Source organism: Flavobacterium sp. LM5 (genome assembly GCF_002017945.1).
In the GTDB taxonomy this organism is placed as follows: Bacteria; Bacteroidota; Bacteroidia; order Flavobacteriales; family Flavobacteriaceae; genus Flavobacterium; species Flavobacterium succinicans.
The window spans coordinates 1,761,661-1,786,306 of record NZ_MUFX01000001.1 but is presented as its reverse complement, the minus strand read 5'-3'; the positions used below and the strand labels follow the sequence as shown (position 1 = coordinate 1,786,306).

Below are 24,646 nucleotides of genomic sequence, written 5' to 3'. Positions count from 1 at the left end.
TTTATTCGCTTTTAACACGCGTGGAGTGCAGCATATCGAACTTCCAACCTCTATCGGTTAAAATGGCTGTGGCGCTTTCTAGCCAATGTACTTTTCGAATGATTTTATCGTCAATGGAAATGGTGGCGTAGTTGTGATAAGCCACCCAAGCGGTTTTGTTATTGACTTTGACATCAATGATTTCAATTTTGTTTACTCGGTTTGGGATGGGTAATTTGAGCTTGGCTTTATTCAAATAGGTTGCGATGGTATCGTTATTCCAAACTTCTCCGTGTTCCAAAAGCAAGAAATCTTTGGTGTAATATTTCTCAATGTTTTTAGCTTCTAGTTTTGACCAAATTTCGTCAAACGATTCTTGTACTAAATTTTGAAACTGTTTTTTGTGGGCTTCAATGGAACCTTGAGCGATTGCTATTGTAGTGAAAAATAGCATCAAAAGTAGGGTGTTATATTTTTTCATTGTTGATGAGATTACAGTTTTACGTTTATTTGTACTGGAGTTGGAATTAAATTAAACCTTATCTTAGGATTTACCTAAACATCTCAAATACAAAACTATTTTTAAATTAAACCAATTACCGAAATGCATTCTAGCGTGTGTTATGCCCAGTTTTTTTTAGAATTTAGAATCTAATTGTATGTCTCTTGTCAAACCATCAAGTAAATTTTCAAATGCTTCATTAGGTGACTTTCCACCTGTTAAATTATAAATTAAACCTTTAACATTAAATATGCAATATGTACCTTTTCTTGGATTGTATAATCCAGCATTTTTCCAATTCTGACCAGTTGAGACTTGTTGTAATGCTAAATAAATAAACAATTGTTTTAAATCACTTGATTTAAAATTTCTGTTTACCGTTTTAATTTCAAACAAAGTATCATCAATTGATAAATCTCCAATTAAATCTGGTATAAAACTATAACCTTTAAATTCAGGTTTAAATTGTAGTTCAGATTTCTTTAATTTTTCAATAAACTCTATGGTATTATTACAAATTCTTTTAATTTCATTTAACTCATAGTCATTTAAAATTAAATCATTTTCAGAATAATTTCCTGATTTCCAAATGGCTTTTGCAGTTACTTCAATTATTTTTTTTAATATATTCTCATCATTGATAAATACTTCAACTTTAGTTTTTTCAATTGTAATTTTTTCTACAATATTGAATGCAATTTCAGAAACAATGTCATTTCGAACGTTTTCATTTATTGGAATTGGAGCGTTTATATTAAATATTTTTGCTTCATTAAAAACCCGCATGAAGTTTGGGGTTAATAATGGGAAATGTTGTTTCCATATTATACTGAATTTTTCAGCAATATCTCTCTCAGTTATCATACTAATATTGTCTTTTTAATTTGATGTCTATCGCTACACCAATCTCTAATAAGACTTTCTTCCTTACTAAATAGGTTTTTATTATGACTTCTCCAATGCTTACCTTCATCACCAAGTATAAAAGAAGCATAAATAAAAGCTCTTCTTTCCCAAGTTGTCATAGTTGTAAATTGATTTTTTACATCTACTAACCAATAATGACAATTCCAATTTGCCATTGCAACAATTATTTGGCGTTTTAGGAAATGATTGGTTTCGCTTTCATATAGTTTGACAAATAATTCTTCTTTTTCTTGTGAATGTTCAATAGATAATATTTGAACTAAATAATTCAGATTAATTTCAATTTTAGTTAAATAACTATCATTTTTAAATAGTTCTAACAATGAACTATCAACTAATTCTTTTCCATCATTTCCTAAATCATCATAAATACTTCTTACAGAACGTATAATGGTTGTGAATACTGGAGAAAGTGTTATTAAGTTGTTTTGGTCAAGTAGTATTTTTACTGCTTGTACTTGACTAAGTTTTGATAAAACTTTAATAGAATTAATAGCCTGTTTTGTTACAGTTTGATCAATTCTTGTTTTATTAACTTCTTTAGAAAGTATTCCAATTATGTCTATTTCTCTAATTGCCTCTTTTAGTGTTTCATAATCTTCATCAGCAGTTGCCGAATATGGGTCAAAACGAATAGATATATTTAAAAGTTTTTGTTCTTCTTCTGAAATATCATCATCAGTAGGTTTAGGGTCTAAAAACTGATGAATATCTCTAAATTCAGTTGATGACATTATTTTTGTTTTGTTCTTTTGAAGTCCGAGTTGGTCGTTTGATAATTTTTCAGATAACAATATCAGTATTTTATATGCTTCAGATTCTGAATTGCAAAAAATTGTATAATCATCAGCATATCTACAAAATATTATTCCTCTAGCTTTTAGATGAAAATCAGTATGATTCAAAGCAAGTTCAGCCAATATTCTGGATGCTGGACCACCAACAGGAAGCCCGTAAGATATTGTTCCTGAAAAGACACTTAAAAGTTTGATTATTTTTTTTGGAATATCTGTTATATTGTCAATTCTTTTTAATTCGTTTTCTAGTTTGTGATGATTTATTCGTGGATAAAAATTTGAAATATCAGTTTGAAGAACAACTTCGTATGATTTAGAAAATTCAACACATTGTTTTTTATAATCTATCCAATTCGATTCTTTAAAAAGTGATTTTTTAGTCTCATTCCATTCAAATCTATAGGAGAAAACTTTTTTGTCCTCTTCTTTTATTCTCGTATTTTCAATGTTTTCAGCTAAAGCAATAACTAAACTTAAAAAGTAAGCATTCCAAAAAGGTTCAATCATTGTAGCTTGCCTGAAACCATAATACCCAACTTGACTTAACTTTACTAAGGTCAATGGTGGAGATTCACTCAAAGCCTTTTCTATATCTTTGTGTATGTTTTCCAAAATTTTTACGGAATCATCCAATCTCTCATCAAAAAGATGTCTTTCAAATGGAAATGGAAATACGTCAGTATCTCCGTGTCTTATTATATTTTGTAAAGCTTTTTTGAAATTGTCTTTCATATTTATATTGTTCATTTTTAGCAGAATCCGAAAATTAGGCATAACTTGTATAAAGGTCTGACAGTAGCCTAACTTTTTCTTTCCCAAATATATCCTTTTCCTTACAAAAAAACATAAAATTTTCTGAAATATTCATTACTGTTTTTACGTTAACTCCCGTGATTGCCGCGTGAGGGATAGGAATAAACTACCGAAGTAGTATGGATAGCCCGACCGTAGCCAGACAAAGGGGCGAATAACACGTTTGCTATTCGCCCCTTTGGGTGGATGGGGTCACGCCCAAATAATTTTAAAAAATAGGTTATCGGGTAAAAACGAGTTGGTTGCCTTTGGATAAATTGGCATCAAAGGCATAGCCGTCGTAATTGAAGCCTTTTAGGTCGTCGATGGTTTCGGCTTGGGTGTCGATGATGTAGCGCACCATCATTCCGCGGGCTTTTTTGGCAAAAAAACTAATCATTTTTAGTTTTCCGTCTTTGTAGTCTTTGAACTCGGGCGTGATTACAGGCACATTGAGCGCCTTGGCATCCACGGCAGAGAAATATTCGTTGCTCGCCAAATTGACAAACAGTTCGTCTTTTTTGAGTTCCTTGTTCAACGCTTGGGTCAAGGTGGTTTTCCAGAATTGGTATAAGTTTTGACTCTCGCCTACAGGCATTTTGGTTCCCATTTCTAAGCGGTACGGCTGAATTAAATCTAAGGGTTTGAGCAAGCCATACAAGCCCGAAAGGATGCGCAAGCGGTCTTGCAACAGTGGCAATTGGTCTTCGGAAAGCGTGTAAGCATCTAGACCAGTGTAGACATCGCCATCGAAAGCGTACACCGCAGGGCGAGCATTGCTGGGTTTGAATGGGGTTTTCCAATCTTTGTTGCGCTGCCAATTCAAGTCGGCCAATTTATCCGAAATCGACATCAGGCTAGCTAATTCTTTGGGCGTTTTGAGTTGCAATTCGGCGTGCACGATTTTGGATTGCTTTAAAAAAGCAGGCTGTGTAAAAGTTTCAACGGGTAATTCTTTCTCGAAATTTAAGGACTTGGCTGGCGATATAACAATTTTCATATATGTAAAAGATATTTGTTAGCGGTCATATATGGTATCGTCTTGTACTTATCGGTGTTTGTTTGCAACAAACCTTTTATAAATGGCGATTTCATAACTGACTTTTCTTTGTTTTCAAAAATACAATTTGAATATTAGTTTTTTGACGTTTGAAATCGTTTTCTTTAATAGTTGCATAATCACTTGTAATTCAAAGTGTAAAATTTGTACTTTTGGCGCTTCATTTAATTAATTTATGGATTATTTCCTAATTTGTATTGTTGCTTTGTTGGGTTCGGGCCTTACCTTATTTTCAGGTTTTGGTTTAGGGACTATTTTGTTCCCTTTTTTCGGATTTTTTTTCCCCATAGAAATTGCGATTTTTTTGACGGCCATTGTGCATTGTTTGAATAATTTTTTCAAACTTATTCTTTTAGGCAAAAATGCCAACAGACAAGTGTTGTTGTATTTTGGTGTGCCGGCTTTTATATTTGCTGCACTTGGGGCTTATGCCCTTTCGATTATAAATGACATGGAAGCGCTGGGAAGTTATACGTTTGTGGGCGAAACCTTTTATATTCTTCCGATCAAAGTAGGAATTGGAATAATTCTTTTGTTTTTTGCTTTTGTTGATGTGGTGCCCTCGTGGTCCAAGCTTACTTTTGATAAAAAATACATGCCCTTGGGTGGAATGCTGAGTGGCTTTTTTGGAGGATTATCTGGCATGCAAGGGGCTATGCGCTCCGCTTTTTTGATCAGAGCTGGTTTATCAAAAGAATCGTTTATTGGAACAGGTGTTGTGATTGCTACCGTGATCGACCTTTCGAGAATGGGGGTATATATTGAAAATTTACCCGAGGAAGCAATGGATATTGACTTTACTCTCATCATGTGCGCCACACTTTCGGCTTTTATTGGAGCATTTTGGGGGAATCGATTGCTAGGGAAAGTGACCTTAAAAACCATTCAGATGTTGGTAGCCCTTTTCTTGATACTTTTTGCTATTTTATTGATTTTGGGTATTTTATAATTGCGTATACAAAAATTGTTTTTTTTTCCTATTTTTGCACCCCAAATCTACTAAACCATAAAAAGTATGAAAAAGATTTCGCTCTTTTTAGTGCTACTAAGTACCGTATTTGGAACCGCACAAACTGTTGACTCCTTTTTTGATAACATCCGAAATAACGAAGCCCAACTCACGGCTTTCTTTTCTCAAATGCCCAAAGGAGGCGATTTGCACCACCACTACTCTGGCTCTGTCTATGCCGAACCGCTTATAGCCTACGCTATTAAAAACAATTTTTACCTCAATTTAGAAACCTTAGAAGTACAGCCAGAAAAAGGAAAAGACGGGATTTGGGAAAATTTTGAAATGATTCAGAAAAATGGAGCATTACCTTTATACCAACAAAAAATCATCGAAAAATGGTCTATCAAAGACTTTAACGGCATAAGTTACCCTTCTGATAAACAGTTTTTTGAATCCTTCGGGAAATTTCAAGCCACCATCAAAGGCACATTTGAACAAGGGCTTTTGGAACTGAAAAATCGCGCCATCAAAGAGCAAGTAAGTTATATCGAAACGCAATTATCAACGATTCCGTGTGATATGAATACCGAGGATTTGACACCTTATAACGAAGAACTTCGAAGCTTGGTAGCCAAAAAAGATGAAAAAGCGGTTTTCAAAGCATTGGACCAACTGTTTGCTACTTTCTCCAAAAGAGAGGCTGCAAAATACGCTTCTAATTTCAATACCAATTTTGTAGCCAAAATGCATAACGACCTCAAGATTGATGACGCACAATTCACCATGCGCTATCAAAATTTTGTGTTGCGCTTTATGGAGCCAGTAGACTTGTTTAAGAACTTAGTAATCGCTTTTATTTCTGCTGATAATAGTACACTAATCGATGGCGTGAATATCGTTTCGCCTGAAGATGGGGCTACAGCCATGAAAGATTATGAATTGCATATGTTGTTTTATAAATACTGTCATACCAAATTTCCAAAAGTAAAATACAGCATGCATGCCGGTGAACTGACCCTAGGATTGGTGCAACCCGAAGAACTAACGTGGCACATCAACGCAGCCGTATATACCGCAGGCGCGAACAGAATTGGGCACGGCGTAGATTTGGCTTACGAAAAAAACAACTACGAGCTATTGCGTTATATGGCGAAAAACAAAATCGCTATCGAAATCAATTTAACTAGTAACGAGTTTATACTTAAAGTAAAAGAGAATCGCCATCCGTTTAGTTTGTACAAAGAATTTGGTGTTCCCATCGTAATTAGTACGGACGATGCTGGTATTTTAAGAACCAATCTCACCGAGCAATATGTGCTTTTGGCCAAAAGATACCCACAAGTAAGCTACAAAGACATCAAGGATTATGTGTACAACAGCATCCGATATAGCTTTATCGAAGAGTCTAAAGTAAAAGAACAAGTACTAGAAGATTTGGATTACCGATTTAAAAAATTCGAAGCACAATTTAAGTTACAATGATTTTCTGATCTTAAATGAGTAGCTATCCCACAATAAGATTTGTGATGTAGCGCTTAATTCTGCAAGCCGTTTCTGAAAAGAAGCGGCTTTTTTTATTCCCAAAAAAAAAGCATCCAAAAAAATACAACAAGACAATTGATTGTACTAAATCAATTGCATCCCGCTTTAGCGGGATGACATAATGATAAAGAGGCAAAGGCTTTAGCCGAAACTAGGGTACAATTTTGGCTAAAGCCTATTACTAAACTCATTGTAAAGAATGGGCTAAAGCCCATCCCTATTGAATATTTAAGCATTCCACTCTTTGCGCCTCTGCGCCTTTGCGAGACCAATTTCATATTTTTATTCCCAAAAAAAGCATCCAAAAAATACAACCCTCCATTAAATTCCTATCAAAAAAACACAACAAGCTTGTTAATGGATTGCACTAAAATCAATTGCATCCCGTTTTAGTGGGATGACATAATGATAAAGATGCAAAGTCTTTAGCCAAAACGAGGGAACTATTTTGGCTAAAGCCTACTACTAAACTCATAATAAAGAATGGGCTAAAGCCCATCCCTATTGAATATTACAGCATTCCACTCTTTGCGCGGCTGCGCCTTCAATGTCATTAAGTTAAGAGGATAAAGAAAAAAAATAGCACGCAGATTCAACAGATTTTAACAGATTTTTCTGCGTAAATCTGCGAAATCTGCGTGAAAACAAAAAGAGTAATTCCTTAACTCAATGACATTGTCTGCGCCTTTGCGAGACCAACTCCACTTTTTTATTCCCAAAAAAACATCCCCAAAAAACATCCCCAAAAAACATCCCCAAAAAAAACCTCCATTAAATTCCTATCAAAAAAACACAACAAGGCTTGTTAATAGATTGTACTAAAATCAATTGCATCCCGCTTTTGCAGGATGACATAATGATAAAGAGGTAAAGGCTTTAGCCAAAACTAGGGTACTATTTTCGCTAAAGCCTAACACGAAACTCATTGTAAAGAATGAGCTAAAGCCCATTCCTATTGAATATTTCAGCATTCTGCTCTTTGCGCCTCTGCTCCTTCAATGTCATTAAGTTAAGAGGAAAAAGAAAAAAATAGCACGCAGATTCAACAGATTTTAACAGATTTTTCTGCGTAAATCTGCGAAATCTGCGTGAAAACAAAAAGAGTAATTCCTTAACTCAATGACATTGTCTGCGCCTTTGCGAGACCAACTCCACTTTTTTATTCCCAAAAAAACATCCCCAAAAAACATCCCCAAAAAAAACCTCCATTAAATTCCTATCAAAAAAACACAACAAGGCTTGTTAATAGATTGTACTAAAATCAATTGCATCCCGTTTTAGCGAGATGACCTAATAATAAAAGATATAAAGGCTTTAGCCGAAACTAGGGTACTATTTTGGCTAAAGCCTACTACTAAACTCATAATAAAGAATGAGCTAAAGCCCATCCCTATTGAATTTTTCAAAATTCCACTCTTTGCACCTCTGCGCCTTCAATGTCATTAAGTTAAGAGGAAAAAGAAAAAATAGCACGCAGATTCAACAGATTTTAACTAATTTTTCTGCGTAAATCTGCGAAATCTGCGTGAAAACAAAAAGAGTAATTCCTTAACTTAAAGACATTGTCAGCGCCTTTGCGAGACCAATTTCAAACCGAGATACCGAGACACAAACTATCTTTTCAAAACTTTACCTCTAACCCGCACTCAGCTATCAAATTGTCATAAAAAAAACAATTACCACAAAAAATCATAAATACTACAAATTAAGTCGATTCCGTTTCAAATTATCATCAAATTCACGGCTACTTTCTCACTGAAATTTTATAGTTTTATAAAGACAAAAAACAAAGCTTTTTTACTTCTCTAAATGTTTTTTTATGAAATGAGCATAACCGTTAATTTGTCGTTAATACAGTTAAAGAGATATGCGAATTACATATTCCTTTAAAAAACAAATAATATCTGCGTATGAAAATAGCCCTTTACAGTAATGAATTTCCTCCGCACATTTATGGTGGTGCGGGAGTACATATCGATTTTTTAAGCCAAGAACTGGCCAAACTCGCCCAAGTAGAAGTCCGCTGTTTTGGGGCACAATCCGAAACTACCGAAAATATGCACGTGCAAGGCATCACCTCCAGCTTGACCAAGATGGAAGACCCAAGCAATGCACACATCAAAATGTTTCATAACCTGAGCAAAAATGTCGAGATGGCACAAGCCACGCCTGAGGCCGACATTGTGCACTGCCACACTTGGTACACCCATTTGGCAGGCGTATTTACACGCGAATTGCTGCAGGTTCCGCTCATTTTGACCACCCACAGTCTCGAAACCCACCGCCCTTGGAAGGTCGAGCAACTCGGCAATGGGTATTTCCTATCGCGCTGGTTAGAGCAACACGCCTATGCCTCTGCCGATGGTGTGATAGCCGTAAGCGAACAAATGAAAACCGATGTCATCGAAGCCTATGGCGTAGCACCCGAAAAAGTTACGGTGATTCACAACGGCATCGACCCTGATTTTTACCAACCCACTTTTGATGATGCGCTGTTGACCGAATTAGGCATCGACCCCAACATTCCGTTTGTGCTGTTTGTGGGACGCATCACGCGCCAAAAAGGAATCTCGCAACTCATCGCTGCGGCACAACATTTCAATGCCAATTGCCAAATCGTATTGTGTGCAGGCGCCCCGGACACCCCCGAAATCGCCGCCGAAACCGAACAACTCATCGCCGAGCTAAAAGCCACCCGCGAAGGCGTCATCCTCATCTCCGAAATGCTCCAAGAGAAAAAGTAAAAGTGCTCTACAGCCACGCCCGCGTTTTCGCCTGCCCCTCGCTATACGAACCCTTTGGCATCATCAATCTCGAGGCAATGTCCTGCGAAACACCCGTAGTAGGAAGCGCCGTAGGAGGCATACCCGAAATCATCGTCGAAGGACAAACCGGATTTTTGGTACCCCTCGCCCCCGTTTCCCGAACCGATTTTAACCCCGCCAATCCACAAGCCTTCCAACAAGATTTTGCCACCAAAGTCAATCTCTTGCTCGACAACGAAGCCTTGGCCAACCAAATGGGAAAAGCCGGTCGCCAACGCGTACTCAACCAATTCAGTTGGGCCTCCATCGCCAAAACCACCTTGGCCTATTACCAAGAAGTCATAGACCGTTTCGAAAAAGAAAAAGCATAATTGGGGCGTGACCCCAGTACCACAAAGGGGCGAATAGCAAGCGTGTTATTTGCCCCTTTGCGTTCCTGCGGTCGGGCTATCCATACTACTTCGGTAGTTTATTCCTATCCCTCACGCGGGCAATCACGGGAGTTTAAGGCAACCAAACACCATAGAATATTTCAGAATTTTTTTATCTTTTTTACAGGAAAAAGGATATATTTGAGAAATAAAAAAGTCTTAATACAGTGAAACCTATAGTTCTAATATAGATATGATAAGTATTATTTTATCAGACCTATATGCTAGTTGGCGGTAATACCCCATATTTTCGCCCAAATTGACTCCTTCAGCTAACGATTGAAAGTGAAAATTTAAACAAATATTAAAAAATACAATAAATTAATTTTCAGAACATTAAAAAAACGTTAGTTAGAATATTTCAACATATCAATAACAATGAACGAACAACTTACTCAAAGAATACAAGAATATTTAGAATTAGAAACCAATTATGCAATCATTGTTAATGGAGATTATGGGATAGGCAAAACTCATTATATAAAAAACGAACTATTTCCTGTAATAAAAACTCTAAAAATTCCTGGGTCAAAAAAAGAAGAAACATACATTCCGATTTTAATATCATTATTTGGAGTGAATTCGATTGAAGAAATTCAAAACCAAATTTTTATTGAACTATATCCTATTTTAAAAAATAAAGGTGTCAAAATTTTTGCTGGTCTTGGAAAAAGCGTTTATAAATTTCTCTCAGGCTCTGATTTTAAAGAATTATTAAGTGATACAAATACTTCTAGTTCCGATTTGATCGAATTCAATAAAATTTTATTATGCATTGATGACATTGATAGAAAAAGTCCGATACTTGATATAAAGGAATTCTTTGGCTTTGTAAATAATCTTGTAGAAAATTTAAATGCCAAAATATTATTAATAGCTAATGAGGAAGAACTCAGAAATGAAGCAGATATTGAAAATGATACTTACGCTGTTTTAAGAGAAAAAGTAATAGGTGTTTCCATAACGTTTAAAACCAACGTGAGTATAATATATGATGAAATAATAAAGGCAAAATATGAAAAAGAGTCCAAAAATTATTTTGATTTTTTAACCATAAATAAGGGTTATATAACTACACAAATTGAAAAAAATAAAAACAATTTACGAAACCTTCTTTTTTTTCTAGAGCATTTCAAAATTATCTTTTTAAAAGCTGACGTCTTACTAAAAGCCGATGAAAAGTATAAAGACATTAGGGATAAATTAACAGTCGAGTTATTGGTATTTACACTACCAATTGCAATTGAATATAAATTAGGTAATTTAAATTCATCAAATTTCAGTCAAATTGAAAATGTATATAATAGCTTTTCTTTTAATCTTTCGCCTTTTCTTGGTGACAAAGAAGATAAATCAAATGAAAAAGATTACACTGACTTCTTTAAAGAAACATATTTTGAAGATGAACAAACGAAAAAATTATTTTTCAAATCAATTTTTAACTATATCATAGGAGAGTCTTCCTTTCAAATTGAAGAATTAGTAAATGATATAAATCTTATTTATAGATTTGAAGGAAATAATATTCCTGAAAGGCAAAAAATACTTGCAAAATTAAATTATTGGCAATGTATTGATTTGAGTTTAACTGATTATAAGACTTTTACAAAAAAAATTCTAGAATATGTTGACAAAGGTGAATACGAACTAGAAGAGTATCCTTCAATATTTCGATATGCAACCCGATTTAATAATGTAATTAATTTCAATTTAGAAAAACTTATTAAAAGGTTTAAGAAAGGAATAATCGTCGGAAAAAAAAATTACAAGTATAATCAACATCTTTCTTTCCGTATAAACATTCGTTCGGATGATGAATTTTACAATGAGATAAAAGAAATTGTTGATCATTGTATATTAATAAATGAAAGCGTAAAAAAAGAAAATCAGTCGGATGAATTAGAATCAATTTTTACTCTATTTAAAACTGATTTTGCACAATTCATGGAGGAAATTCAGGATAGCTCTAATGAGTTGTATTTTACTCCATTTTTTTCCAATTTTGATTTTAATAAATTTTTAAGCAGTTTTAAAAAAATCAGCAATAATCATGTCATTGAACTGGCATTTTACATAGATAAAAGATATTCTCATCAAGTGTATTCTGAACTGAATCCTGATAAGATATTTTTACAAAAACTTAAAGATTTTATTATTACTGAACAGACAAAGAGAGCAGTAACAAAATTTAGAAAAATTGCATATAATTTATTAGAAAATAAAATTTCATCTATATTGGGTAATTTCGAGTAAATACTACCGCCAACACACGCTACAAGCAATTTGGGCAATAGGCTTAATTTGAAATTGGTTTTGTATTTGGAAGATTTGGCAAATCCGAATAATGGGCTTAATTTAGTCCCAAACTGCTTGTAGCGCGGGAACGTTGGGCGATATTTAAAACGAAACTGCTAAAATGAAAACAATAAAAGATTTTATTTATTTTGATTATGAAAAAGCGAAATCGCTTCAAAGTCAGCTCGGCGGTGGATTATTAAATGAAATCACAAGAGCATTTGAAAGCGAAAGCGGTGGAAATTCTGAATTAGGCTTTGACTTAAAAATAGTTAGTGCAAAAACTGGACTAAACGACAGAGAAAAAACTGTTAAAACAGAAAAACTTGAAATTTATCATGAACTACTAAATGATATTGAAAGTAAATTATTTGAAAGTAATACTCTAAAAGAACTGAATACAGAATTTGACAACACTTTTAATGATTTCCTCGAAAAAGTTCCTAAATATACTTATGTTAAGGCAACTGGCTGGTGTACTTTTGAAGACTATAAACGGTTTACAAATGTTCTTGAAAATTTTAATGAAATACAAAGACTTATATTTGGTTCTGCACACGAAAATAATCCAGAAATATTAAATCTGAAAAAAGAAATTGACGGTAAAAAGAAAAGTCTTAAAAGAGCACATAATCAAAAAGAGATAAATCAATTAAAAGTTACTGAAAAGAAATTTGACGAAATTATTCAACAATTATCAGGAACAAATCTTCTAGATGAAACATTTGTCGAAAGAATTAAAGTTTTTATGTCAACTTTTAATCCAAATCGCCTTAATTTCAAACTTATACCATTTGACGATTTTCCTGAATTTCAAATTATGTCAAATTTAAAAAATGAATTTTTAGTTAATGGTTCTTTTGAAAATGTAATCTATACATATGGTAGCAGACCAAATATTAAACTCACAATTTTTGGAATTATTACTTCTTGTCCTCAGTTAATTGATGAACGAGTAAAACCAAGTGATGAATTTAATTACATAGATGAAACCGAGTTAACTGAAGAAAAAGTTTATGAAAAAGCCTTTGGAGGAGTTTTCAATGCAATACAAGGTTTAGAAAAATTTTTCGAGGTGTATTATCCAAAAGTTTCAGTCAGTCCAATTGGAATTTATAGAGAAATCGTAATATAATAAACATCCCTGCTCCACGAAGCATACAAACAGCGGAAATATGCTACGCAAACGCATCTATTTTATTACCATAACCTTAGCTTATCTATAATAATAAAAAAGTGGAAAAAGATTATATCATAAAATCACTAGAAACCCAAAGACTTCAATTAGATACATTTGAAAAAATCATTTATTTCAAAGTTCCCTTTTTATGTCTTTTTGCTAGTTTAATGTCAATCACAAATGGTTTTCAACAATTCTCTACTATTAGTTTTGAAGAAACGTTACCTAAATATAGTTTAATTTTTCTCATAATTGGCTTGGTTTCTTTTAAGGTGAAATTGAATCGTTTGAAAATGACAATCCTTGAGAATCCTGTTTTAGACTTTAGAAATAAAATTTTAAACTTGGCTGAAAAGAGAAAATGGAAAATCGAAAAAGATGATAAGCTTGAGATGGTTTTCAAAACAATTCCAATCAGAGGTTACGACGAATATTTAAGCTACAGTAGACATTCAGGTGAACGAATATACATTTTTATTAAACAGAATCGGATTTATTTGAAAAGTATTAATAATCTAGAGCATTGGTCTATTAAATTTGATTTTGGTGAAAATCTGTCGAATGAAAAAGCTTTAGTTTATGCGATAAATGCCAATCATAAAAAAATATAAACCTTTGAAGTATACTGCGCGACCCCACTGTAGTAACAGATTATTATCAGTAAGACCACAAAAAAACCTTAACAACAGAAAAATGAAAAAACTCGGAACAAGTTTGATAGTTATAGTTATTCTTTTAATATCAAATTACAGTGAAGCTCAAATTATTAAGTACACAGATTATGAGGTTGCAAAAAGTGAAGCTTTAAAGCAAAATAAAGATATATTGATTGTTCTTACGGGTTCTGAATGGTGTAAACCTTGTATAAAAATGAAAAAAAATGTCTTTCAAAATACAGCGTTTATAAAACTTGCAGAAGACAGGTTAATAATTCTTGAGATAAATTTAGATAGACACATAAATATGAGTTCAAAAGTCTATAAAGATTATGATTTTTTCAAAAATAAATATCAGACAAATGCATTGCCTAGTCTTATTTTAATAGATAAAAATGAGGTTACTAAATCAGTAATTAGTAAAGGATTGACATCTTTTGAAAAAACATACAATAGACTTCTTGAACTAACAACTAAACAGTAAAAATTTAAGTACTATTTCACCGTTCCTCGAAACATACAAACCATTAAAGTGTGAGGCGAAAACGTCTATGTTGAAATAAAAAACATTCTAAGTATTTTTCAAACCAAATGAATTATTAATCAAACATAAACTTATGAAAAAACTAATTTTACTATTTGGAATAGTAATCGGAGTAACTAATAGTTCCTGCTCAAAAGATGATGATAAAACTCCTTGTTCTGAATTAAATATTCAAAGCCAAAGTGACCTGACTTGTGAAGAAATTGCTAAAGAATTTGATTGTAGTTGTGATTAAATAAAAAAAGGAATAAAATTAAAATCAATAGCAATTTCATTATTATTTTTTTTTTGCGATAAAACCTACTCTTCAAAGAACAAAAATCTACAGAAGATAAAGACGTTAACTGCAAATTTAAACTCGCTCCACGAAGCATACAAACCGCTAAAGTATGCTGCGCGAACGTCTAAGCTCTTAAAGCATACAAACCGTTAAAATATGCTACCCGAACGTCTCCGCCTTCGCGCCATTTTTAATGAGATTATCCTCAGTAAACACGAAAAAGTCTCACGAACTTTTAGCATAATCAGCTTTTAAAAAACCATAAAAACACCAAAAATGACCTTTGCGCTTTTTTGGTGTTTTTTTTTCGTTAAGTAGCAACTTAAGAATTAACAAATAAAGTGAAAGATTTGTAATACAATTATAAGGAAATTCGATAGACTTTTACTATGTTTATGTAATTAAAAGAAAAGTATAAAATCTACAATATGAGAATACTTTGCACAACGAGGATTTCAAATCTTAAGAATAATATTAAGATAGTCCTAAACCCAACAAAATAGCAGAACGTTGGCAGTTAGACCGCGAAAAAACATACTAACAAGAATACAGAAAATTATGAAAAACATTTGCTCAAATTGCGAAGCTGAAAACGAAATAACTTCAAAATATTGTTCCGTTTGTGGTTACAAACTACCAATAACAGAAAATCAAGATACAAAAACCGAAATTGAACAACCAAAAGCCACAAAACCTAAAAGAAAATTTGACTTGAAAACCTTTATAGGTTTTATCATTGGTTTTGTAATTATGTTTTTTGTTTCTCAATCGTTCTTCAAACCATCATTTGACAAACAATTAGTGGAATTCGCCAATGAGTTTAACAAAAATTGCCCAATGAATCTTGACGAATATACCCTTTTGAAAAACGTTGTTGCTTTACCCAATAAAACCATACAGTACAACTACACGCTGATAGGAATGACCAAAGCAGAAGTAAAAATTGATACAGTGAAAAAGTATGTTTTTCCTGCACTTTTACAAAACCTAAAAAGCAACCCAGATATGAAGTTTTTCAGAGAAAACAAAGTAACCTTAAACTATTATTACTCTGATAAAAATGGTGAATTTGTCACTCAATACGTCGTTAAACCCGAAATGTACGAATAGAAAAATCTAGTGATCTCAGGCTTCTATAAGTGATTTAGCTAAATAGTTATCCCAACTCTTAGAAGCAAACAAACCGCTGAAGTATGCTGCACGAACGTCTCCGAATTCGCGCCATTTATAATCAGATTGTCCTTGGAAAACACCAAAAATGACCTTTGCGCTTTTTTGGTGTTTTTTTTCGTTAAGTAGCACCTTAAAAATTACTAAACAAAATGAGAGAATTTGTAATATAATTACGAAAAAATCGATAGCCTTTTAGTATGTTTATGTCTTTGAAAGAAAAGTATAAAATTCGCAGAGGAGGACAATTTGAGCAATGATAAGCCATTTTACAAAAAACCATTTTCAATGAAAAAAATTAGATTTACGATACTATTTATTTTAATCACTATAAATTTTCACGCTCAAAAAATTTCAGGTAAAATTTTAGATGAAAATAACAATCCCATTTCTGAAGCACGAATAGGAATTGAAAACAAAGCAATTGGCTGTATAACAGATAGTAATGGAAATTATACTATTAACATAACAAACATTGACAAAACCGAAACCTTTAAAGTAATCGTAAATGAATATGAACCCTTTATAATTTCCGTTGGTGACCTACTCCAATCTCAAAACTACACGATTAAGCTAAAGAAAAAAATCATTACTCTTGAAACAGTAATCATCAATCCCAAAAAATATGTCAGTAAAAATTTTGGCACTTCTAATACCAAACAAGCCTATTTTGGAGTTAATTCCAATGAACCCTATGATGTTTTTATCGAACATGCCATAAAAATTAAAAACAAAAAGAAATTAAAAATCAAGAACATAAACATTAATCTTGCTGATTTCAAATTCGAAAAAACGGCTACCTTTATTTTCGACATACAAAATGAAAAAAATGGTTTTCCAGATGATACCCAATCTTTAGTTACTGAAACTTTAAAATTAACAGTTACCGAAAGTGACATAAAAAACAAAAAATTGTCGATAGATGTTTCTAATCAAAACATTTGGACAAATAAAGATTTCTTTGTTTTAGTCAGAATAGCGGATGATTTTAAAGGAAAGCTTTCTTTTGCTGGAAATGTTTTTGCCTTTTCAAAAGATACTTATTACAGAAATTATTTTGGAGCATGGAAAAAATATTCAGGTGGTGAACCCTCAATAAATGTTGATGTAATGATTGAGAAATAAAAACGATTTTTCGCAATTTTAGACAAACGATAATGAACAGACGAAAATTTTTAAACAGGTCCTTCTGGGGACTAACTGGATTAGGACTTTTTAGTGGCTTGTACGCTTGGCAAATAGAACCTCATTGGTTAGAATTTGTGAAAGTCAAAATGCCGATCAAAAACCTACCCAAAGACTTGGTCGGAAAGACATTAATGCAAATCAGTGACATCCATATTGGAAATCGTTTCGACCATAATTTTGTTATCGACTCCTTCAAAAAAGCAAAAGCATACAATCCAGATTTTGTGGTTTATACAGGAGACTATGTAAGTACTTACAAAGACAAAGTCCTTTGGGACAAACTAGAGGAAACATTACAAAATCTGGTAAAAGGAAAAATAGCAACACTTGGAATTTTGGGTAATCACGATTACGGGCGAAATTGGTCACAAAGCGAAGTGGCAGACCAAATTTCGGAACTACTTACCAAAAATGGCGTTCAAATGTTAAGAAACGAAAGTACAGAAATAAACGGCATACATTTCATAGGTTTCGACGACTTTTGGGGACTTAATTTTGATCCTGCAAAAGCAATGCATGGTTTCGATTCTTCAAAAGCAAGTATAGTATTGTGCCATAACCCAGACGCTTGCGACTTGGACATTTGGGGCAACTACAACAGTTGGATTTTATCGGGACATACCCACGGAGGCCAAGTAAAACCTCCATTTCTTCCGCCACCCATGTTGCCAGTAAATAATAAAAAATATTCTGCAGGACAATTTGCATTAAGTAATAATCGAACGTTATACATAAATAGAGCATTAGGCCATTTATGGCAGGTACGATTTAATGTAAGACCCGAAATAACAATTTTTGAACTGCAAAATGGATAGAAAATAAATATTAAAACTAAGATGAAAAAGCCTGTAAAATGAGCTTTCAACAAAACAATTTAATATACATTTTGTTAATTCCAAAAAACAAAACCTAATCTGCTCTCAAATTCTGACCTTCAAAGAATACAACGCTGCAGTAATAGAAAGTTGGTAGAAATTATAAAATAAATAAAGCAATAACCTTTTAAAATAAATTTATGAAAAAAACAGTTTTAATTATTTTGTTTTATTTCTTTTCAAATTACGCTTTTAGTTGCGTTTGTGGAATCGAAACATTAATTGAGAGATTTCAAAAATCTGATTTTGTTGCAAAGGTCAAAATAGTAAAAATCACCACTATTGAAAATGATTTTGATTATCAAGATGCTGAAATTGAAATACTAGAACTCTACAAAGGAGAAACACGACAAACAATTAAGATATTGTACGCAATTAATAGTTCTTGTGCCTTTAATGTTCAAGAAAACTCAACTTGGTTAGTTTTTGCTGATACCCATGATGGAAAATTAAGTTTCGGTTTTTGCTCAGGCTCAAAACAAATCGACAGGAATTTTGACACAAATGAATATCCAAATGCTCAAAAATATCAAAATCAATCCATTCAAAGACAATTATCAATTCTTACTATCTTAAAAGAAATAAGAGTTACTACTTTTAATGAAAATGGCTTGTGGCTTCTTCGCTCAAAAAAATGTGATAGCGATTTTAAAGGTTATGAAGTAAATGATAACACAGCGCTTTATGAGATTACGATTAGTACTAATTTGAAAATAAAAAAAGTCAAAGCTTTAAAAGAATTTGATAATGCTGATTTATCAAAAGCAATTTTAAAATGTTTATCCAATAACTTTATAATTGGCAATGAAAAAATAAAAAAAATTCCCAAAAAAACAAAAATTTATGTTGCCTACGTATACTACAAAAATGACAATCCAAATGAAAGTTTCATGACTGAAATTGATTTATAATACAAAAGACATCTTCTAACATACTTCAATAAATTTGATTTTTCGGTTTTTCTAGCTTCTAATAATGGGTCTTATTTATTTCCCAAACATACAAAAGCACGTGACCTTTATCTATACTTTAGCTTCATGAAAACACTAAAAATATATTGCTATTTAATGCTCACTTTAACCATAATGGGTTGTAAAAATGAATCACAAAAAACACGTATTGAGAAACCAATCGAGAGCAAAAAAAAGTTGACCGCAATTCAAAGTCCAAAAAATATTGATGACAATTTCAAAACATTTCTTGATAATTTTAGTAAAGATTCTGTTTTTCAAATTAGTCGTGTAATTTTCCCATTGAAGGTTACGGAATTAGATTATAATAACGAACTTGAATCAATAGTAAAAATTATTCAAAAAAAAGAATACACAAAACTTGACTTTGAATATCCAAAAGATGCCTTAACACGAGAATTTGATAGGTACACACAAAACATCAAAACTAAGGGCAATAAAGCGGTTGTTGAAATTAGAGGAGTTGACAATGGAATATATTCTGATTTCTATTTTGAAAAAATAAATGGAAAGTGGCATCTTAAATCTTGGAATGATAGTTCGAACTAAAAAGAACAGCTGATAACAATTGCTAAAAGCTCCTGATCCTCCGAAGCATACAAACTCTTGAAGTATGCTGCTCGAACGTCTCCGACTTCACGCCATTTTTAATCAAGTTGAGGTCCGTAAACACGATAAAAGTCTCACGACTTTTTAGCATAATTAGCAAGCTAAACCACTCATAAACAAAGCATAAGCATCAATCTCCCGTTTGATAAACAATTGGAAAGCACACTGCAATTATTCCTTAAAAACAACTCGTGAACTATAGCTTTTACTGAATAAAACATCCTTTCCCGAAAAGACAATAGTCATGTTGATCAAGTTGTAAAGTGTTCAAAATCTATAGAAAAATAGTACACATTTAATAATTTGTAAAAAAAACATTATTATATTTACTTCCTTATACAAAACGTTATCTAAGTACTTATATAAATGAGGGTAGAAAATTATATTTCATCAACACACATAACACAAAGTACTGATTTAATGCTTTTTCAAAAAAAAATTCATAAAAAAACAACGGCATTAATGCGTTGCATTAGTACTTACAATAAAAATCAAGTCGTAATAATTGTTAATATTTAACTATAAATTAAGAAGGTAAAATGAAGAATAATTTTTTTGCAGCTCTTTTTGTACTGCTCACTCTTTTAGCTTGTGACAAAGACGAATCATCATCATCAAAAGGAGATCTTTATGTAAAAGTTTTTATGAATAATGGCTTTTCAAAATTTCCTGCCAAAGGCGTGAGTGTATTTACAGTGCCTCCAACCAAACAAGTTACTACTGATGAATTTGGCGGTGCTATATTAAAAGATATCGATGTTGCCTCTTACGAAGTATACGCTAATTTGGACGGTTATGGCTCAGGAAAAACCGCTGTACGCGTATCAGCAAACTCTTTGGAAGAAGCAGAAATCCTTATTGAGCAAGGAGTTAAAACAGGTTTTACCCCTGAAATTACACAAATTCTTCCAAGCTTACCAGCCTCATTTAGTTTAAATGAAAAGATTGTATTTTCATTTGACGTGAGAGATAGCGACTCCAAACCAAGCGATATCACTGTAGTTATCTCAAGTAATCTTGACGGCAAATTATTGGAAACGCGCCCCGATGCTTCCAATAACGTTAAATTTGAAACTACTAAATTAACAAGAGGAAAGCATATCGTTACAGTAACAGCTACAGACAAAGATAAATACTTCACCACAAAAACTATTGAAGTAGCTACAATAGCGCCTAGTAGTATTACACTAGAATCAGCAATTCCAAATTCAGGAAATGTTGAGCTTAAATGGCAAAAATATACATCTACTGATTTTAAGAAATACGAAGTACTAAGATCTCTTAATAAAGATAGCGAAGGAGAAGTGATCGCAACATTTAGTTCCGCTGATATTACTACCTTTTTAGACAAACTTCCTCCTTTTGCCAATGAAGTATTTTATTATGTAAGAGTTTCAAATAATGAAAACTACTCAAGGAATAGCAACAAACTTAATGTGCTTGAACCCGCTGGTAAAATCTACAACTACTCCATTACTGATGCAGTTCATCACCCTTCGGAACCTATAGTGTATATTGTGGATAATGCTGCTCATAAATTAAGAGCTATCAATTACAAAACAAATCAAGAGATTGATAATGTTAGTATAGACGCAACTGTTGGTAAAATTGATATTGGAAACAATGGTTTTGGTTTAGAAATTTATGTCCCAAATGAAAATGGCTTTATTAAAGTGTACAATGCCAATACCCTAAATTTAGTCACTTCCATAAATACCGGTCTAGCCACAAGATGCGTTGTCACAAATGGTCATGGATATTTGGTAGCATCGGTAAAACCCTCGCCTTGGTGGGAACAACCAATTAGAACGTATTCGAGAAGTACCGGTATAAATATCAGTGGAAATGGGGATTTTGACGGTGATTATATACGATTCATTCCTAATTCTGATAAAATTATTACCATAACAACTAGTATTTCACCCTTAGATATGGAATATTTAGAATTAGACAGTAACGGGAAAATCCTTTCGCATGTTGACGATAAATATCATGGAGACCACCCATTGGATGCAAATATTTTCAGAATTTCTAGTAATGGTGAATTTGTAATAACCGGAAGCGTTGGTGCAGTATATAGCGCATCAAGCTCCATGATTTACAAAGGAATGGTGGACAGAGGAGCCTTATTTTTCTCAGATTTTGCTTTTGGTAATAATGGTAACACTATTTATGCTGGAACTTCAAATCGACCATCGCTACAGATTATAAAGTACCCATCATTGACGCGTGATAATGAAATATTACTAAAAGGATATCCTAAATTTTTGTTTAACTTCAAAGGAGATATTATTTCCTTGAGCAGAACAAGTCAAAACGGCTCAGAGGGTTATGCCTTTGAAATAGTAAACATAAACTAACTAAGCTGAAGTAACTTACAAAACATATTGAAAGGTTACTCAATCAATACCTGCAGCAGTATCGTCTTGACGTTACTGCTGTTTTTTTTGATTAAAAAAAATTACCTTTGAGCAAGTAAAATTAGTAAGATCTATTACGATAGGCACTTGCCTTAACTTTTCTTGTCGCACTATACCCCATCAAAAATGTTAAAAAGCATTCATCATATAGCCATCATTTGTTCTGATTATCAAAAATCAAAACATTTTTATACCGAAATATTAGGTTTGGAAATTATTAAAGAGTGTTACAGAGAGGAAAGACAATCCTACAAACTTGATCTTGCGTTAAGTGGCCTTTATACTATAGAATTATTTTCCTTTCCTACTCCACCACAGCGGGTTTCGCAACCAGAAGCTTGTGGACTCCGTCATCTTGCTTTTGAAGTTTCAAATCTCGAAAAATGTATAGAACATTTAATGAAATATAATGTAATTACAGAACCGATAAGAGTCGATGAATTTACACAAAAGCGCTTTACCTTTTTGGAAGACCCTGACAAGTTGCCCATTGAACTTTATGAAATTTAAAAAACTCCAATAGACACTGCATTAGCTCCTCTTCAAAACAATAACCATTCGCTCTTTCGCCCCTAAACAGCTATCAAAAAGCTGTTAAAACTGCCCTACAACGCAGTAGATTGAGTACTTTAGTTGAAACATTGAGTTATGCCTTTATTCATTGCTATAGTATTTATGATGACACAAACTACCACTCTTTATGATTTCACTACAAAATCAGCTGCAAATGATTGGACTTTGGTAAACGATGGAGTTATGGGTGGCCTTTCCTCTGGTGCATTTGCCATCAATACGTCAGGGCATGGTGTTTTTTCGGGAAAGGTTTCTTTAGAAAACAACGGCGGTTTTACCTCGATCCGACATCGATTTTCGCCTGTAGCTGCGACTTCCAAAAGTCAAATTGTCCTTCGTGTAAAAGGAGACGGTAAAAACTATCAATTTCGGATTAAAGATCAATCTTCCGCTTATTATTCCTATATCACCACCTTTCCAACCACAGGGGAATGGGAAACCATTATTATCAACCTCAACACCTTGTATCCTTCGTTTAGAGGTCGACGCTTAGAGGCTCCTAATTTCAACAGTGCTTCTTTTGAAGAAATAGTATTTCTGATTGCGAACAAAAAAAACGAATCGTTCCAATTACTTTTGGATCGTATTGTGCTGCAATAAGTCGTCATTTCTTGTTATAGATAGCACGCTAAGACTCATTTCTAGTCTCTTACTCTCTAATTCCGTTTTCTGTTTAACAACTTTCCGATTTGACAAAAGTGCCCTATTTTTTTGAAATCAGGGTTAACTCCTACCCAAAACAAGCAGTGTGATATTAGTTACAGACTTTGTTTTTTTTAGCGCCTACTTTTGCTTTATCAAAAAGTAAAAAAGATGAAAAAAATAAAAATAGTTGGACTTCTATTGAGCTTGATCGGTTCCACTACAGGATGGAGTCAAGATACACTGTTGGTATACAAAAAAGAAATAGCGCTAAAAGCTGCAGATAAAAACCTTCAGCTTAAAATAGCGCAACAAGAATTTCAAGCCGCACAAGCTGATTACAGACAATCGAACGCTTTATTTCTTCCAAGTATCACGGCTTCGCATACGGCGATTTCGACTACTAATCCGCTTATGGCTTTTGGTTCAAAACTGAATCAAGAAATCCTAACCCAAGCCGATTTCAACCCGGCTTTACTCAACAATCCAGCTCGCACACAAAACTTTGCTACCAAAATAGAAATCCTTCAACCCTTAATCAATGTCGATGGTCTTTATGGCAGACAGGCTGCAAAAGCCAAAATGCAAGCCCATCAATTACAAACCGAACGCAGCAAAGAATACCTTGAATTGGAAGTAAACAAGGCCTTTATGCAACTACAATTGGCTTATCAAGCCGTCAACGTTTTGAACAAAGCCAATACTACTGTACAAGCTAATTTGCAATTGGTCAACAACTATTTCAAACAAGGCTTACTACAAAAAACTGATTTACTTTCGGTTCAAGTTCGAGTAAATGAAATTAAAAATCAATTGCAATATGCTAAAAGCAACATACAAAACGCCTCTGATTATTTGGCTTTTTTATTAAATGAAGATACTAAAAATGCAGTTTTCAAACCTGTTGAAGCACTCGAAAACAGCATTGTTGTAAGTCCCATAAATTTGAATTTGCCCTTAGACAGAAAAGACATCCAAGCGATGGATCAATCGGTAAAGGCATACGAAAAAATGGCGCAATCCAGTCAAATGAATTTCTTGCCTCGATTGAATGCTTTTGGTAGTTATGAACTATACGACAAGAACTTCTTAGGCATGGGCGCTAGTGGTTATTTGATTGGAGCGCAGTTGTCTTGGACAGTCTTTGATGGCTATAAAGCGATTGGCAAAATGGAAAAAGCCAAAGCTGATCTTCAAAAATCAACGATAGAAAACCAACAATACAAAGCACAAAGTCAATTGGAATTAAACAAAACCAATCGCCAATTATTAGATGCTGAAAACAAAGTCAATTTATCCAAACTAGCATTTGAACAATCCGAAGAAGCCTATCGCATTCGCAACAACAGATTTAAGCAAGGTTTGGAAAAAACCACTGATTTATTACAAGCCGAAACGCAAATGGCACAAAAAGAACTGGAACATTTACAAGCAGTGTTTGAGTATAATTTCACCAAAGAATATCTGCAGTTTTTAACAAAGTAGCAATTAGTAAG

Annotated in this window: 22 protein-coding genes; 18 read left to right on the top strand and 4 right to left on the bottom strand. The window is 33.2% G+C overall.

Translation table 11 applies throughout. The features are described from left to right. Position 1 precedes the first annotated feature (1 nt). From BXU11_RS07650 to yaaA, 4 genes are all read right to left on the bottom strand, one after another. The gene (locus BXU11_RS07650; protein ID WP_223253695.1) at positions 2-460 is read right to left on the bottom strand and encodes a DUF4440 domain-containing protein; all 459 of its coding nucleotides are present in this window, start codon (positions 458-460) and stop codon (positions 2-4) included. A gap of 156 nt (positions 461-616) precedes the next feature. Next, positions 617-1,345, bottom strand: a complete 729-nt coding sequence (locus tag BXU11_RS07645; protein WP_078211742.1) for a hypothetical protein — start codon at positions 1,343-1,345, stop codon at positions 617-619. Continuing rightward, on the bottom strand, positions 1,342-2,937 hold the full coding sequence (locus BXU11_RS07640) for an RNA-directed DNA polymerase (protein WP_223253694.1): 1,596 nt from the start codon (positions 2,935-2,937) through the stop codon (positions 1,342-1,344). The genes BXU11_RS07645 and BXU11_RS07640 overlap by 4 nt, the downstream gene beginning before the upstream one ends. 301 nt (positions 2,938-3,238) lie before the next feature. Further along, positions 3,239-3,997 carry a peroxide stress protein YaaA gene (yaaA, locus tag BXU11_RS07635; protein WP_078211740.1) on the bottom strand — a complete coding sequence of 253 codons (759 nt, stop codon included), beginning with the start codon at positions 3,995-3,997 and terminating at the stop codon, positions 3,239-3,241. A 235-nt stretch (positions 3,998-4,232) separates the two neighbouring features. On the opposite strand from yaaA, the gene BXU11_RS07630 reads away from it, so the two are divergent. From BXU11_RS07630 to BXU11_RS07550, 18 genes are all read left to right on the top strand, one after another. After that, a complete protein-coding gene (locus BXU11_RS07630) occupies positions 4,233-5,006 on the top strand; it encodes a sulfite exporter TauE/SafE family protein (RefSeq protein ID WP_078211674.1) in 774 nt (257 codons plus the stop codon). Between the two features lie 66 nt (positions 5,007-5,072). After that, positions 5,073-6,491 (top strand): adenosine deaminase, encoded by a 1,419-nt coding sequence (locus BXU11_RS07625; protein ID WP_078211673.1) that lies wholly within the window; start codon positions 5,073-5,075, stop codon positions 6,489-6,491. A gap of 1,970 nt (positions 6,492-8,461) precedes the next feature. After that, a complete protein-coding gene (glgA, locus tag BXU11_RS07615) occupies positions 8,462-9,295 on the top strand; it encodes a glycogen synthase (RefSeq protein ID WP_223253693.1) in 834 nt (277 codons plus the stop codon). 2 nt (positions 9,296-9,297) lie between these two features. Continuing rightward, the gene (locus BXU11_RS18045; RefSeq protein WP_223253692.1) at positions 9,298-9,687 is read left to right on the top strand and encodes a glycosyltransferase; all 390 of its coding nucleotides are present in this window, start codon (positions 9,298-9,300) and stop codon (positions 9,685-9,687) included. 438 nt (positions 9,688-10,125) lie between these two features. Beyond that, a complete protein-coding gene (locus BXU11_RS07610) occupies positions 10,126-12,000 on the top strand; it encodes a hypothetical protein (protein ID WP_078211669.1) in 1,875 nt (624 codons plus the stop codon). Between the two features lie 163 nt (positions 12,001-12,163). Next, complete coding sequence (locus BXU11_RS07605) at positions 12,164-13,177, top strand: hypothetical protein (protein ID WP_078211668.1); 1,014 nt, start codon at positions 12,164-12,166, stop codon at positions 13,175-13,177. Between the two features lie 101 nt (positions 13,178-13,278). Next, positions 13,279-13,833 carry a hypothetical protein gene (locus BXU11_RS07600; RefSeq protein WP_078211667.1) on the top strand — a complete coding sequence of 185 codons (555 nt, stop codon included), beginning with the start codon at positions 13,279-13,281 and terminating at the stop codon, positions 13,831-13,833. 82 nt (positions 13,834-13,915) lie between these two features. Then, positions 13,916-14,362, top strand: coding sequence for a thioredoxin family protein (locus BXU11_RS07595; protein ID WP_189318513.1), 447 nt, complete (start codon positions 13,916-13,918; stop codon positions 14,360-14,362). 133 nt (positions 14,363-14,495) lie between these two features. After that, positions 14,496-14,657: a hypothetical protein gene (locus BXU11_RS17830; RefSeq protein ID WP_155959411.1), complete on the top strand. Its 162-nt coding sequence runs from the start codon at positions 14,496-14,498 to the stop codon at positions 14,655-14,657. Between the two features lie 603 nt (positions 14,658-15,260). Continuing rightward, positions 15,261-15,812, top strand: coding sequence for a zinc ribbon domain-containing protein (locus BXU11_RS07590; protein ID WP_078211663.1), 552 nt, complete (start codon positions 15,261-15,263; stop codon positions 15,810-15,812). A 348-nt stretch (positions 15,813-16,160) separates the two neighbouring features. Then, positions 16,161-16,997: a carboxypeptidase-like regulatory domain-containing protein gene (locus tag BXU11_RS07585; RefSeq protein WP_078211662.1), complete on the top strand. Its 837-nt coding sequence runs from the start codon at positions 16,161-16,163 to the stop codon at positions 16,995-16,997. Positions 16,998-17,029: 32 nt separating this feature from the next. After that, on the top strand, positions 17,030-17,875 hold the full coding sequence (locus BXU11_RS07580) for a metallophosphoesterase (protein ID WP_078211660.1): 846 nt from the start codon (positions 17,030-17,032) through the stop codon (positions 17,873-17,875). Positions 17,876-18,075: 200 nt separating this feature from the next. Further along, complete coding sequence (locus tag BXU11_RS07575; RefSeq protein ID WP_078211658.1) at positions 18,076-18,846, top strand: hypothetical protein; 771 nt, start codon at positions 18,076-18,078, stop codon at positions 18,844-18,846. Positions 18,847-18,972: 126 nt separating this feature from the next. Further along, positions 18,973-19,455: a DUF4348 domain-containing protein gene (locus BXU11_RS07570; protein WP_078211656.1), complete on the top strand. Its 483-nt coding sequence runs from the start codon at positions 18,973-18,975 to the stop codon at positions 19,453-19,455. Between the two features lie 599 nt (positions 19,456-20,054). After that, positions 20,055-21,875 carry a hypothetical protein gene (locus tag BXU11_RS07565; protein ID WP_078211654.1) on the top strand — a complete coding sequence of 607 codons (1,821 nt, stop codon included), beginning with the start codon at positions 20,055-20,057 and terminating at the stop codon, positions 21,873-21,875. Between the two features lie 186 nt (positions 21,876-22,061). Continuing rightward, a complete protein-coding gene (locus tag BXU11_RS07560) occupies positions 22,062-22,445 on the top strand; it encodes a VOC family protein (protein ID WP_024980959.1) in 384 nt (127 codons plus the stop codon). Between the two features lie 138 nt (positions 22,446-22,583). Continuing rightward, on the top strand, positions 22,584-23,108 hold the full coding sequence (locus BXU11_RS07555) for a CIA30 family protein (RefSeq protein WP_223253691.1): 525 nt from the start codon (positions 22,584-22,586) through the stop codon (positions 23,106-23,108). 213 nt (positions 23,109-23,321) lie between these two features. Further along, positions 23,322-24,635: a TolC family protein gene (locus BXU11_RS07550; RefSeq protein ID WP_078211652.1), complete on the top strand. Its 1,314-nt coding sequence runs from the start codon at positions 23,322-23,324 to the stop codon at positions 24,633-24,635. Positions 24,636-24,646: the final 11 nt, after the last annotated feature.

Bases quoted from the DNA above. Each gene is read 5' to 3' on its own strand.
- BXU11_RS07650 (WP_223253695.1), bottom strand. From the start codon at position 460: ATGAAAAAATATAACACCCTACTTTTGATGCTATTTTTCACTACAATA.
- BXU11_RS07645 (WP_078211742.1), bottom strand. From the start codon at position 1,345: ATGATAACTGAGAGAGATATTGCTGAAAAATTCAGTATAATATGGAAA.
- BXU11_RS07640 (WP_223253694.1), bottom strand. From the start codon at position 2,937: ATGAAAGACAATTTCAAAAAAGCTTTACAAAATATAATAAGACACGGA.
- yaaA (WP_078211740.1), bottom strand. From the start codon at position 3,997: ATGAAAATTGTTATATCGCCAGCCAAGTCCTTAAATTTCGAGAAAGAA.
- BXU11_RS07630 (WP_078211674.1), top strand. From the start codon at position 4,233: ATGGATTATTTCCTAATTTGTATTGTTGCTTTGTTGGGTTCGGGCCTT.
- BXU11_RS07625 (WP_078211673.1), top strand. From the start codon at position 5,073: ATGAAAAAGATTTCGCTCTTTTTAGTGCTACTAAGTACCGTATTTGGA.
- glgA (WP_223253693.1), top strand. From the start codon at position 8,462: ATGAAAATAGCCCTTTACAGTAATGAATTTCCTCCGCACATTTATGGT.
- BXU11_RS07610 (WP_078211669.1), top strand. From the start codon at position 10,126: ATGAACGAACAACTTACTCAAAGAATACAAGAATATTTAGAATTAGAA.
- BXU11_RS07605 (WP_078211668.1), top strand. From the start codon at position 12,164: ATGAAAACAATAAAAGATTTTATTTATTTTGATTATGAAAAAGCGAAA.
- BXU11_RS07595 (WP_189318513.1), top strand. From the start codon at position 13,916: ATGAAAAAACTCGGAACAAGTTTGATAGTTATAGTTATTCTTTTAATA.
- BXU11_RS17830 (WP_155959411.1), top strand. From the start codon at position 14,496: ATGAAAAAACTAATTTTACTATTTGGAATAGTAATCGGAGTAACTAAT.
- BXU11_RS07590 (WP_078211663.1), top strand. From the start codon at position 15,261: ATGAAAAACATTTGCTCAAATTGCGAAGCTGAAAACGAAATAACTTCA.
- BXU11_RS07585 (WP_078211662.1), top strand. From the start codon at position 16,161: ATGAAAAAAATTAGATTTACGATACTATTTATTTTAATCACTATAAAT.
- BXU11_RS07580 (WP_078211660.1), top strand. From the start codon at position 17,030: ATGAACAGACGAAAATTTTTAAACAGGTCCTTCTGGGGACTAACTGGA.
- BXU11_RS07575 (WP_078211658.1), top strand. From the start codon at position 18,076: ATGAAAAAAACAGTTTTAATTATTTTGTTTTATTTCTTTTCAAATTAC.
- BXU11_RS07570 (WP_078211656.1), top strand. From the start codon at position 18,973: ATGAAAACACTAAAAATATATTGCTATTTAATGCTCACTTTAACCATA.
- BXU11_RS07565 (WP_078211654.1), top strand. From the start codon at position 20,055: ATGAAGAATAATTTTTTTGCAGCTCTTTTTGTACTGCTCACTCTTTTA.
- BXU11_RS07560 (WP_024980959.1), top strand. From the start codon at position 22,062: ATGTTAAAAAGCATTCATCATATAGCCATCATTTGTTCTGATTATCAA.
- BXU11_RS07555 (WP_223253691.1), top strand. From the start codon at position 22,584: ATGCCTTTATTCATTGCTATAGTATTTATGATGACACAAACTACCACT.
- BXU11_RS07550 (WP_078211652.1), top strand. From the start codon at position 23,322: ATGAAAAAAATAAAAATAGTTGGACTTCTATTGAGCTTGATCGGTTCC.